10 protein-coding genes and 1 pseudogene are annotated in these 12,017 nt (G+C 69.6%); 8 read left to right on the top strand and 3 right to left on the bottom strand.

The genetic code is table 11. From position 1 onward, the window contains the following. Positions 1-100: 100 nt before the first annotated feature. A pseudogene (locus WMF19_RS47025) lies at positions 101-1,472 on the top strand (DDE-type integrase/transposase/recombinase). Continuing rightward, a complete protein-coding gene (locus WMF19_RS47020) occupies positions 1,469-2,284 on the top strand; it encodes an ExeA family protein (protein WP_437896304.1) in 816 nt (271 codons plus the stop codon). Before WMF19_RS47025 ends, WMF19_RS47020 begins: the two are co-directional and overlap by 4 nt. A 220-nt stretch (positions 2,285-2,504) precedes the next feature. On the opposite strand, the gene WMF19_RS47015 is transcribed toward WMF19_RS47020, so the two are convergent. Further along, a complete protein-coding gene (locus WMF19_RS47015; RefSeq protein ID WP_437896303.1) occupies positions 2,505-2,642 on the bottom strand; it encodes a hypothetical protein in 138 nt (45 codons plus the stop codon). A 436-nt stretch (positions 2,643-3,078) separates the two neighbouring features. Between WMF19_RS47015 and WMF19_RS47010 the strand changes: the two genes are divergently transcribed. Beyond that, positions 3,079-3,450 (top strand): hypothetical protein, encoded by a 372-nt coding sequence (locus WMF19_RS47010; RefSeq protein WP_437896302.1) that lies wholly within the window; start codon positions 3,079-3,081, stop codon positions 3,448-3,450. Between the two features lie 963 nt (positions 3,451-4,413). Further along, positions 4,414-5,436, top strand: a complete 1,023-nt coding sequence (locus tag WMF19_RS47005) for a lipase family protein (RefSeq protein WP_437896301.1) — start codon at positions 4,414-4,416, stop codon at positions 5,434-5,436. A 74-nt stretch (positions 5,437-5,510) separates the two neighbouring features. Here WMF19_RS47005 and WMF19_RS47000 read toward each other — a convergent pair whose 3' ends face one another. Both WMF19_RS47000 and WMF19_RS46995 read right to left on the bottom strand, forming a co-directional pair. Then, positions 5,511-6,344 carry a toxin TcdB middle/N-terminal domain-containing protein gene (locus tag WMF19_RS47000; protein ID WP_437896300.1) on the bottom strand — a complete coding sequence of 278 codons (834 nt, stop codon included), beginning with the start codon at positions 6,342-6,344 and terminating at the stop codon, positions 5,511-5,513. Positions 6,345-6,382: 38 nt separating this feature from the next. Continuing rightward, complete coding sequence (locus WMF19_RS46995; protein ID WP_437896299.1) at positions 6,383-6,607, bottom strand: hypothetical protein; 225 nt, start codon at positions 6,605-6,607, stop codon at positions 6,383-6,385. A 208-nt stretch (positions 6,608-6,815) separates the two neighbouring features. Here WMF19_RS46995 and WMF19_RS46990 point away from each other — a divergent pair, with 208 nt between their 5' ends. From WMF19_RS46990 to WMF19_RS46975, 4 genes are all read left to right on the top strand, one after another. Beyond that, complete coding sequence (locus WMF19_RS46990; protein WP_437896298.1) at positions 6,816-7,676, top strand: hypothetical protein; 861 nt, start codon at positions 6,816-6,818, stop codon at positions 7,674-7,676. A 153-nt stretch (positions 7,677-7,829) separates the two neighbouring features. Next, positions 7,830-8,327: a DUF2505 domain-containing protein gene (locus tag WMF19_RS46985; protein ID WP_012240946.1), complete on the top strand. Its 498-nt coding sequence runs from the start codon at positions 7,830-7,832 to the stop codon at positions 8,325-8,327. Continuing rightward, positions 8,324-10,996 carry a signal peptide peptidase SppA gene (sppA, locus tag WMF19_RS46980; protein ID WP_437896297.1) on the top strand — a complete coding sequence of 891 codons (2,673 nt, stop codon included), beginning with the start codon at positions 8,324-8,326 and terminating at the stop codon, positions 10,994-10,996. Before WMF19_RS46985 ends, sppA begins: the two co-directional genes overlap by 4 nt. A 4-nt stretch (positions 10,997-11,000) precedes the next feature. Beyond that, on the top strand, positions 11,001-11,999 hold the full coding sequence (locus WMF19_RS46975; protein ID WP_437896296.1) for an ABC transporter ATP-binding protein: 999 nt from the start codon (positions 11,001-11,003) through the stop codon (positions 11,997-11,999). Positions 12,000-12,017 lie beyond the last annotated feature (18 nt).

Below are 12,017 nucleotides of genomic sequence, written 5' to 3'. Positions count from 1 at the left end.
AGCCCAGAGAACAAGGCCCACCCGAGATGATCCCTCCCTCGACGAGCCTCGGTGGCGCACAAGGGCCCCGCGCCGCAGGGCGCAGAAAGGACCCTTCGATATGGATCTTGGACCTGCCGATCACGCCGAGGCCGTCGCGATCTTTCGCGCTTCGGTCATCGGCCCCGTCATGCACCGCGAGCTCAGCCGCGGACGGCTCGCCACCGAGCTGCGCGCCTTGAGCGCCCAGCGCTTCCGGCCGCCGGGCGCCGACAGCACGCGCACCTATTCGGTCCCCACGCTCGAGCGCTGGCTGTACGCGTACCGCGCCGCAGGGCTCGCCGGCCTTCGTCCCGAGCCGCGCTCCGATCGCGGCTTCGCGCAGGAGCTGCCCGCCGAGCTGCGCGAGCTCTTGCTCGACATCCGGCGCGAGCATCCCGCGGCATCGGTATCGCTCATCCTGAGCACGCTCGTCGACGAGGGGCGCATCGATCCGGGCCAGGTCTCGGCGCCGACCGTGCGACGGTTGTATGCGGCGGCGGGTCTGTCGCGTCGGGCGGCGCGCTCGGAACAACAGCCGAGGACACGGCTGCGCTGGCAGGCCGAGCGGCCCGGAGCGCTCTGGCACGGTGACGTCTGCCACCTGCCGCAGTGCAACATGGGCGGTCGGACGGTGCCTGTCCGCATCCATGGCTTGCTCGACGATGCCTCTCGCTACGTCGTCGCGCTCGAGGCGCACTCGACCGAAAGGGAGGTCGACATGCTCGGACTGCTCGTGGACGCGCTTCGCCGTCACGGCAAACCGGATGCCCTTTACCTGGACAATGGCTCCACCTACCGGGGCGAAGTCCTCCGGACGGCGTGCTCGCGACTCGGTATCACCCTGCTGCACGCGAAGCCCTATGACCCGCAGGCGCGCGGCAAGATGGAGCGCTTCTGGCGGACGTTGCGCGAGGGGTACCTGAGCTTCCTCGGCGAGGTCGCGTCGCTCAAGGACATCGACGCACGGCTCAAGGCCTTCCTCGAACGGCGTTATCACGCGACGCCGCACGCCGGGCTGATGGGCAAGAGCCCCGCGAAGCTGTACGCGCAAAAGCCCGCCGGCGAGGGCGCTGTCGAGGAGCGGGCGCTGCGCGCCGCGCTGACCGAACGCAGCCGGCGGCGCGTGTCCAGCGACAATGTGATCTCCATCGACGGCGAAGCGTGGGAGCTCGACCAGGGCTACCTGGCTGGCCAGCTCGTCACGGTGGCCCATTGTCACGTCGCTCCGGACGCGACCCCGTGGGTCGAGCACGAGGGCAAGCGCCTGGCCGCTCCGCCTCCTCGATCCGGCGAAGAACGCGCGGCGCCGGCGGCCGCCACGCGGCGGTCCGCTCGCACAAGGGCCGAGCCGCCCCACCGACTTCGCTCCGACGAGGGCGCTGCTGCGGGCTGGAAGCGAAAGGCCGCAGGCCTCCCAGCCCGACGACAGCTCCGAGGGAGGTGCTCGATGAGCGAGTCCTTCGTCCGATTCTTCGGGCTCTCCGAGTCGCCCTTCTCCAAGGAGATCCCGGACAGCGATCTCTGGCTGCCGCCCTCGAAACATGAGCTCGTCGAGGAACTGTGCGACGCGGTCCACGAGCGCTCCCAGGTGCTGCTCGTTGGCGAGCCGGGCGCCGGCAAGACGTGCGTGCTGCGCGCGCTGCGCCATCGCTTGCCGCAGGCCGGATTCCGCCTGACCTACTGCCACAACGCCACGCTCGGACGCCGCGACTTCTACCGGCAGCTCTGCCAGGCCCTCGGCCTGACCCCTGCCGCGACCGCAGCCGCCGTCTTCCACGCGATCAGCGCGCACGTCGAGAACCTCGGACGAGAACGGATTCACCCGGTCTTTCTGCTCGACGAGGCGCACCTACTTCATCAGGACACGTTGGACCATCTTCACATCTTGGCAAATTACGAATGGGACAGCCGGGCGCTGCTGAGTCTGATTCTGGTGGGGCTGCCCGACCTCAGGGACCGGCTTGAGCTGCGCAAAAACCGCTCCCTGTACTCGCGGATCGACCGGCGCCTGTCGATCGGACCGATGACGGCGGACGATACGAGCGATTATGTCCGCCTGCGGCTCGGCCGTGCCGGCTGCGATCGCGATCTCTTTACCTCCGAGGCGCTGACGTCGCTGCACGAGGCCGCCGGCTCGAGCCTGCGCGAGATCGACCGCGTGGCCACCGCCGCGCTGCGCGAGTCGGCTCGGCGGAAAAAGAAGCTCGTTGAGCGGGACGTCATGGCCCGGGTGATTGCCGACGTGAAGAGTGACGCCGACTGAACGGCGTCTACGCTCACGCGTGGCAGGCGCCGGCAGCCATCGCGCCGTCGGCGCCTACGGGTTATCCGACGCGATGGCCATCGCGCGTTGAGGGCCCCGTGCGCCGGACATGGCCATCGCCCAGCGGCGCGGCCCGTGCAGGCGGGTGATGGCCATCGCCCTCCTCGACCTCGCCCGCGCAGGCTCGTGATGGCCATCAACCAGACGGCGCACAACGCCATCAATCAGCCTGAGCGTCAACACCGCGCAGCGTCGACCGTGCCACAGGCCCGCGCCGGTAGAAGCTGTCGTTCAGGTACTCGACGTCCTCGCTCGACATCGCCGTGACGCCATCCTCGCCGAGCGCCGTTGTCGTCACGAGCCCGTACCGAGCTCGACGCGCTCCTCCCGGTGCCGGGCGCACCAAGGAGCGGATTCGCCGCCCGTTTCACGGCGATGCCCTTGACCCAACCGGCGCGCGGCCGATCTCGGCAGGCCATGCGAGCAAGAGGCGGCCCAGCTCAGAGCGACCCGAGTTCGCGTCCGGTTCTCGCGGCTCTGAGTGGCCATCCACGCACGCCAATTCTCCAGCCTCGCCCTAATCACGATCTCCTAAACTCCACAGACCGGACTATCAGCCTGAAAGGCGCCATCTTCCGTGCCGTATTGGGGGGATGTAGCTGGCCTCTGACACCTGAGCGGCGCGACCTCGGAGTGGCACGTCCTGCACATAAACCGCGAGGCATACGAAGTGCTTTGTGGGAATGCGGTACGCCTCAAGGCCAGACGGTCAGGGGGGCGTCGAGGAGTACAAGATGTTCTCATTCAATGACAAAATTGCTGGTTTCGCAATGATTTGGGCGACTCTGACGACGGGGTGCGCCATCGACGCGGTCGGTACGGACGACGCCGATCTTGACCAGGTTGGCATTGACGAGGCCAACGCCGAACCGCGCGATTCGACGGCCGATCCACTCGGGGGGGACAAGAGGGGCGCCTTGGTTGCCTCTAGCAAGAGCGAGATGCTGCCGAGCAAAGGCTATGTAGGAAAATTGGCGGTGCGGCAGGCGGGGTTCAGCCAACAGGCGCCGCTCTACGGCCCCCAGGGGCTCAAGGGTGTTGAGGGGGAACTCCGCCCCGGTTGTTATTGTCCGCCATGTCCACTTCCTTACGATGGGCCTCGGTAGAGGCCACCTGGGGCCGGTAACGCGGTCCGGATTGCGCCTGCCCAAAACTACGCAAGTGACGCTGCTCGTCGATCGGGATTCGGTGATCGCAAACGCTACGAGCCTCTCGGTGGCTTGGGATGAAACTGCACCCACCTGGCTTCAGCAGCGCTTCGAGGTCGGTACCCGGTGTAGGAGCCCAATGAGCGAGCAGCGCTCGCTAGGATTTGTGCAGGGACGACCCGAGTCGACCAGTGAGCAGTGCCACTCTTTTTCTGAGCGTCATTTCCGCGAGTCCCGCAGGACGCGGCGCGTCATACAGGCCCAACCTCGCCTGGAGTTCAGCGTGTCAAGGGTGCGCTCGCTACCCGTACCGCCGCGCGCCCCTGACACGCCCTGTGCTCAGGGCGGGCCCTAAGCGAGAGCGACGCCCGAGGGATACCCCTGACCGGGAGGCTCCTGGCTCGAAATAGTTCCCTCGAAAAAAAAACACACAACAATTCAGGAATGACCAATTCGCCCTCGATCTACTTGCGCTCCCACATCAGTAAGTCGACGAAGAGCAGTCACGAGCACGCCCCGCCGAACCCAACGGAAGTAGCCGTCGCTGAATGGCTCGGCCACTACGGTCCGCGAGTCGACCGGGCTGTTCAAGTTCTCGCGCCTCGCCGAGTCCGATAGCGGAGACAGAGGCTTGTTCCGATGAGCCGATGACACCACATGAGGAAGTGAAACTGCACCACCAGAAGAGCGACGCTGCGAGCATCGAACAGAGCCCCGTAGAGAATATTGTGGCCGTAGCCTCGTACCCATGTCGAATCGAGGGGCTCCGGAAAGCCGAGACAGCAGATGAGAATCGATGGTATCCGCATAAACGTCCCCGAGACAAGCAACACAGAGTCTACACGACCGTACATTCCGGATCTCTGCGGAAATGGCCCCCCCATGTCCGCAGTCGACCGTATGGTGAAGATGAGGCAGGGCGTGCACTACCGCAGCCTCGCGCATATCCTTGGTCGAGCGTCAGCTTGGGCATACTCCGACATCGACACGTACGCCAATATGATGTATTGCCTCGGGATCGCGAACGAATTCGTCGCCGTCACCACAACCAATCCTTCGCTTCTCGTGAACACGACGGCATATATTTCCCAGAGCGCAGACAAAAGACTGGCGATCCTGTGCTTCCGCGGAACGGAGCTTCAGAACTTCGTCACGTGGATGACGGATGCGAGCGCCCGCGCTGACCTGCTTTTTTCCGCGGGGCACGTCCACGGAGGATTCCTGCGCGCGGTCATGTCGGTGTGGACCGCTGTCGAAGCACTGCTCTACAGCGCACACGTTGGCTATTCCATTTGCGACGCGGGAAGCCAGTTGAAAAATCGATACCAGCATTGCGTCGGTGAAATTCGGCAATGCGGCCGATATGTTCAACGCAGGGATAGTGAAAAATATCAGGACAACTCAGACCACATCCCGCCGGCGCTCGCATTAAAAAATGAGCACAGACTGAAGGCGCTCTACATCGCGGGTCACAGCCAGGGCGGGGCGATGGCCGTCCTCGCTGCAGCCATTCTTCACCTCGACCCTGAGCTCGACGACCTCCGGCAGAAGCTGCGCGGCGTCTACACATTTGGCCAGCCCATGGTCGGTCATCGAGACTTTGCCGCATCCTGCAGTAAACAGTTCGGAAACAAGCTCTTTCGACATGTCTATGGCAATGACATCGTACCGCGCCAGCCACCGCTCACAACGGGACGCTTCATGCACTTCGGCGAAGAGTATGGATCGAGTGAGGAGGGATGGGAGCCTCGGGCCAAGTCCGCGAGTCAGGCGTGGACGTTCGTCGGCAGCTCGATCGTCGGTCTCCTGGCCTGGGCGACGCAGAACCTGAAGGGCATCCCCTTCCCCAGTTGGTTACATATGCCTTTCTCGTGGAGCGATCACGAGCCGATCAACTACCTGCGCACCTCGCAACTCGTCGGCCCTGGCGCCGAATTTCTCTGAGCGCGCCTCCTGAACATACTCTATACATCAGGAAAAATATCGCCTTCTCAGCGCGGCAGTCCGGCCCGAGGAGTTCAGGAGATCGTGACCAGGGCGAGGATGGAGAACTCGCGTGAGACCGCCGTATTCGGAGGCCTTTCGAGAGAAGATCGTTCAGCGGATGCTCGGGCCGGGCGCCCTGACCGCCACGCACCTCGCGCGCCGGCTTGTGCGGCGCGTCCGGGTCGGCCGTCGTCCCCTCGTAATATGCAGTCTGTCGGTTCATCTCCTTGAGGAAGAGGCACCCGACCTCCCCGGGCGCAGGCACCCCAGGCGGCGGGAGATGTGATCTCCTGAATGGTATAGAGCAGCCCGTCGCCATCGCGCAGCTTCGACGCGCCACAAACCCGCGCCGGTAGAAGCTGTCGTTCAGGTACTCGACCAGCACGACCGACATCACCGACATTACCGACGCATCGTCGTCCTCCGCGCCGAGCACCGTCGTCGTGACCGCCCCGAAGCCGAGCTGCGCGCGCCCGTCCCGATCGTCGATCGCATCCGCGTACGTCTCGATGCGCGTCCTGTACGTGCGCACGCCGTGTACCCCCGCGTGCCCTCCACCCGTCGCGCAACGTCACGGCGCTCAGCACCCACTGGCTCGACGGCATGTCGACCCGCGGCGCCCCGTCCGCCTCGTCCATCGGCCCCTCGCTCGGCAGGACCAGGTTGCCTTCACGCATATAGTCGAGCTCGACGCTCCCGCAGAGCGGCATGTTCGCCTGGCGCAGCAAGTCCGCCTTGCCGATCGCGTTCACGCGCGCGTACGCCTTGGCGTCGCCGTCGCGGTTGAGCACGTGGTCCGCGAGGCAGTCGCCGTCGATGTCCTCGAACGCGAGGTGCGATGAACCGCTCCCCTCGAAATAGAACACCGAGCCTCCGACGCAAACGAAGCAGCAGACCTCGACCCTCAAGCGGCCCTCGTAGCTCTCGGACCTGCGGAGCCCACCGCGTCGCCGCCGCCCATGAACGCGTACTCCGGCGGGTCGAGCGGCACGTTCCAGGCGGCCGCCGGCCAACGCTCTTCCTGCGCGAACGAGCCGCCAAGGTTGAGCCGAACCCGGAAGAACGGCTCCTCCGGCGCCTTCATCACCTTGCCCGGGAGCGCGTCGCCGTTCACGTCGGCGCGATCCACGACCGTATGCGCCGCCGTGTCAACACCCGCTCGATTACAACCGATTACAGCGCGCCGCCCTCCCCTCTCCTTGCCCGCCGCCTCTCCCTCGATATCGCGTGAAGGACTCGGCGCAGCAGGATTCAGGCGCCGGAGCGGGGCAAACGTCCTTGACAGCTATGCTCGATAAGCGACCATCCTCCGGTACCTCTCAACCAGGAGGGAGCTCATGCCCCCGACACGCACCGTGAAGAACACGCCCGACTCCACGTCTCCCAAGACCAGGTCGTCCAGCAGGACGCCGGCCGCAAAGACGAAGCGCCCGGCCGCAAAGACCCACGACCCCACCACCGACGACGCGCTCCTCGCGCTCGACCCGGGTTACGCGTCCCCGCCCGATATCCCTCTGAGCGTCGCCGAGCGCGAGCTCACCTCGCTCTCGCGCCTCGCGGGCGCTCAGCAGGCGCGCCTCTCGAAGATCGGTATCGCCGCCGACAAAGTGGATCTCCTCGCGCGCTTCGCGCGGCGGCTCGGCGCGATCGAGAAGGCATGGCAGAAGGCGCGCGGCGCCGTGAAGCTCACATCCGCGCAGCGGAGGCTCCGCGACGAGGCCGAGGTGCTCGATGCGAAGCTCTTGGCCGGCGGCCGCTGGGGCTGCCGCAACGACGACGCCGCCCAGGCGGAGCTCTCGCGCATCGCCGAGGGCGCCGGCCTGGCGGACACCATCCAGGACCTGCGCGATCTCGTCGACTTCTGGGCCGACCACGAGGGCGCGCTCGGCGTGACCGACATCACGAGCAAGGATCTATCGAGGGCCAGCGCGCTCGCCGACGCCCTCGAGGACGCCGCCGCCAACGAGGCCTCGGACGCGAGCGCCGCGCAGGCGCTGGAGCTCCGCAACCGCGCGTTCTGGGCCGCCGATGAGCTCGCCAAGGAGATCCGCGAAGGCGGCCGTTACGCGTTCCGCGATCAGCCCAAGCTCGCAGCGAAGTTCGTCTCCCGCTACCGGGCGAGCGTGAAGCGGCGCTCCCACCGAAAAGCGACGGCCACCACGCCCGTCGCCGTCCCGGAGCCCGCCCCGGACGCATAACCGGCCCCCGCGCCCGATCCTCCCACGCCCGCGCTCGATCCTCCCACGCCCGCGCTCGATCCTCCCACGCCCGCGCTCGATCCTCCCACGCCCGCGCTCGATCCTCCCACGGCCCCGCGCCTGGTCCTCGAAGCGGGCGTGTTACAAGGCCGCGTGCACTTCACCATCTCGCACGAGCTCGACGCGCCCCTCGACGCCGTGGAGCTCGCCGTGCTCTCGCCGGACCTCGGGCCTCGGCTCGCCACGCGGGTCGCCTCCCTCGAGAGCGTCGTGACCGTCGAGCACGCGCTCCGCGACGGCGAGCTCCTCCGCGTCCTGCGCTTCCAGGCGAGCGCGCCGCTGCCGATCTTCCGGAGCTACCCCGTCGCGAAGGACGCCATGTCCTGGGAGGAGCGCTCGACCTACCGCCTCTCGGACCACGCCTCCACGTGGCAGGTCAGCCCGAAGGAGCAGTGGCGCAGCTACTTCCGCTCGGCGGGGACATACCGGCTCGAGCGCCTGCCACAGGGCCGCACCCGCCGCCGCGTCGATGGCGACATCCAGATCCGGCTGCACCTGCTCGGCCCGCTCGTCGAGCGCCTCGCCCTCGCCGAGGTCCAGCGGACGTACGACGCGGAAGCGGATACGCTCCGGGAGCTCATCCGCGCATGAACAACCTACCCCGCCCCCAAAGCCCCGCCCGCTCCACGCGCCCCGCCCGGCTGGGGCGGCTCGCAAGCATCACTCACCCCGCCAGCGTCACCGCCGCGCTGCTCGGCCTGTGCGCGGGCCTCTGCGCGCTCGCCGGCGCGACCGCCGCGCGCGCCGCGCCGGCCGACGGCCCCTCGCAGCCGCTCCCCGATCCTGGCAAGCCCGTCGCCAGCAGCGACGACACCTCGGCCATCGCGGTGAACCCCGCGAACCTCTCCTTCCTCCCGGGCACCGAGCTCCGGTGGACCTGGGTCCACACGGGCTCCGCCTCGCCGCTGCCCGCGCGCGGCCACTCGATCGCGCTCGGCGTGCCGCTCTGGTACGTGTCGACAGGCCTGCGGCTCGACTTCCTCGACCCGCCGGACGGCGCGCCGCCGCCGTTCGACAGCCCGTCGCGCTGGGTCCGCTGGGGGCTCGCCCTCGACACCGGCCCCACCTTCGCCTTCGGCACGACGCTCGGCTGGGGCAGCTCCGACGCGCCGGCGCTCGACGGGTACTTCTCGCTCACGAGCGGCGTCACGCTCCGGCCCTCCACCTGGCTCTCGCTCTCGGCCGTCGCGCGCGACTGGAACCGCCCCGAGAACCGCCTCCGCGAGGCCATCGAGCGCAGCTACGACTTCGGCGTCGCCGTGCGGCCCGTGGGCGGCAGGCGCGCGCTCGAGATCGGGCTCGAGACCTCCTACGTCGAGAACAGCGACCCCGACGAGAGCGGCGCCTGGACGCCCCGGGCGACCCTCGGCCTGCGCGTGCCCTACGTGGGCACGCTCCGGGGCGACGTGACGCTGCGCGACCTCACGGCCGACGGCGGCCCGAAGATCGCCGCCATGGCGGGCCTCGACGTCAACGTCGACGAGCTGCAGGTCTCCGCCGGCGGCGTCTTCGGCAACGCCATCACGAAGAGCGGCACCGGCTTCTACGCCGGCGTCGCGCTCCGCAGCTTCTCCGAGCGGGGCGTCCAGCTGCCGGCCCGCGTCGTCCGCGTCCGCCTCGACTCGACCCCGGGCGTCCGCAGGCACACGCGGCTCCTCCAGCAGCTCTGGCGCCTCGCCGAGGACCCGGAGGTCTCCGGCGTCGCCCTCGTGCTCCGCGCGGAGCCGGCCAGCTCGCTCGCCCACGCTGAGGAGGTCTCCGACGCGATCCGCAACCTGAGGAGCCACGGCAAGAAGGTCCTCTGCCACCTCGAGGACGCCGGCGGGCGCTCGCTCCACGTGTGCTCGAGCGCCGACGTCATCGCGATGAACCCCGCGGGCGGGCTGCGCTTCGCCGGCATGTCGTCGAGCTACTTCTACTTCGGCGGCCTCCTGAAGAAGCTCGGCGTGCAGGCCGACATCGTCCGCATCGGCGCGCACAAGCTCGCCGCCGAGCAGTTCGCGCGCGAGACGAGCACCCGGGTCGGCAACGACGACCACCAGGCGCTGCTCGATCAGCTCAACGACGCCTTCCTGGCCGAGGTGAGCGCCGGGCGCCGCATCCCCGCCCCGGAGCTCGAGCGGCGGATCGCGCGCGGGCCGTTCCTCGCCCAGGAGGCGCGGCAGAGCGGCCTCGTCGACATGCTCGCCTACGACGACGAGCTCGGCCGCGTCATCGACGAGGTGATGGGGCGCGCCTCCCGCGTCGTCGACGACGACCCGAGCGACGAGGCGCCCGAGCGCTGGGGCCGCTCGCCCAAGGTCGCGCTCGTCTACCTCGACGGCGACATGATCGACGGCGAGAGCCGGTCGATTCCGTTCGTCGGCGTCAAGCTCGCGGGCTCGTACACCGTCGCGGGCGCGCTGCGCCGCGCGCGCGAGGACCGCAGCGTCCGCGCCGTCGTGCTCCGGGTCGAGACCGGCGGGGGCTCGACGCTCGCGGCGGACGTCATCCTGCGCGAGGCGATCCTCACGGCGCGCGTGAAGCCGCTCATCGTCTCGATGGGCTCGTCGGCCGCGAGCGGCGGCTACTACGCGTCCGTCGCCGGCGCCCCGATCTTCGCGAGCCGCTCCTCGATCACCGGATCCATCGGCGTCTTCTACGGGAAGGTCGACGTCACGGGGCTCCTGGAGAAGCTCGGCGTCAGCATCGAGACGTTCCGCTCGTCGCCCCGCGCCGACGCCGAGTCGCTCTACAGGCCGTACACCGACGACGAGCGCGAGCAGCTCGGCGTCAAGGTGAAGCAGTTCTACGACCGGTTCGTCGCCCGCATCGTCGAGAACCGGCACATGAAGGCCGAGGAGATCGACGCGCTCGGGCGCGGGCAGGTGTGGACCGGCGCCCAGGCCCTCGAGCGCCGGCTCATCGATCGCCTCGGCGGGCTCCGGCAGGCGATCGAAGAGGCGCGCCGGCTGGGCCAGCTGCCCGACGACGCGCCCGTCCTGTCGCTCCCCGAGGAGGACACGTCGCTCCTCGGCTACGCCCTCAGCCTGGTCGGCTTCTCCGCGCAGGCCCAGGGCGAGCTGGCGAGGGCGAGCATCCCGCCCGTGATGCTCGACGCCGCTCGCGCCCTCACGCCGTTCTTCGTGTTCGGCGCGGACAGGCCGCTCGCGCGCAGCGAGTTCGCCGGAGAGATCTCGTTCGGCGCGCCCGGCACGGCCCGCGAGGACGAGCCCGGAGGATCCGCGCCGCCCGCGGCGCCTGCGTCGAAGGAACGCTGAGCCGATGGAGCAGCTCGAGCCCGCGTCGCCCAGGACCGCCGAGCCCGCGGAGCAGGCCGGGCCCGCCGCGCCGCCGCTGCTCCACGCCCGCGCGGCGCGCATCGCGGTGGACGACGTCGTCGCCATCGACGCGCTCACCGCGGCGACGCGCGGCGATCGCGTGCTCTGCGCCGGCGACGCCGGCGCGCTCTTCGCGGCGCTCACGGGCGTCCCGTTCTCGTCCCTCCGGAGGCCGGCGCGGCCCGGCGCGGCGGACGACGCGGGCGACGCGGCGCCCGGCGAGGCGCGCGTCGTCGCCGGGCGCCTCGAGGTCGCGGGGCGCGACGTGGCGCGCTCCGCGCACCGGGCGGCGAGCGGGGCGGCGCCGCTCGATCCGCCGCTGCCGCTCGCGTGGACCGCGGACGCCTACGTCGGCTGGGGCGCGCGCCTCGCGGGCGCCTCGCCGCGCGAGGCGGCCGACATGGTGGCCCCCGCCCTGGCCCGCGTCGGCCTCGCGGCCTCGCGGAAGCGCGCGCTGAGCGCGCTCGCGCTGCCCGAGCGCCGCGCGCTCGTCCTCGCCCAGGCGATCGTGACCGCGCCCGCCGTGGTGATCGCCGAGGATCCGCTCGTCGGCCTCGACGGCGCCGCGGCCGCCTTCGTCCTGGCCGCGCTCGCGGGCGCCACCGAGGGCCGCGGCGCGCTGCTCACGGCGGCACGGCTCGACGTCGAGGGCCCGCGGGGCGCCCTGGTCCGCGGCGCCACCGACGTGCTCGTGCTCGCGGGCGGCGAGCTCGCCTTCTCGGGCACGTTCGCGGAGATCGCCGCCGGGAGCCGCCTCTACGCCGTCACCGTCCGCACGAACGCGGAGCTCCTCCGCGAGGAGCTCGCCGCCCGGGGGATCGCGCTGCGGGGCGGGCCGGTGCGCTTCGCCGCCGCGCTGCCCGAGGGCGCGACCACCCGCGACGTCGTCCTCGCCGCGACGCGCTGCCGCGCCGCGATCGTCGAGCTCACCCCCCTCTTCTGACCTGCCGGCCGCCGTAGT

Source organism: Sorangium sp. So ce124 (assembly GCF_051525235.1).
Lineage (GTDB): Bacteria > Myxococcota_A > Polyangia > Polyangiales > Polyangiaceae > Sorangium > Sorangium atrum.
This window is presented reverse-complemented; position numbering and strand designations above follow the sequence as displayed.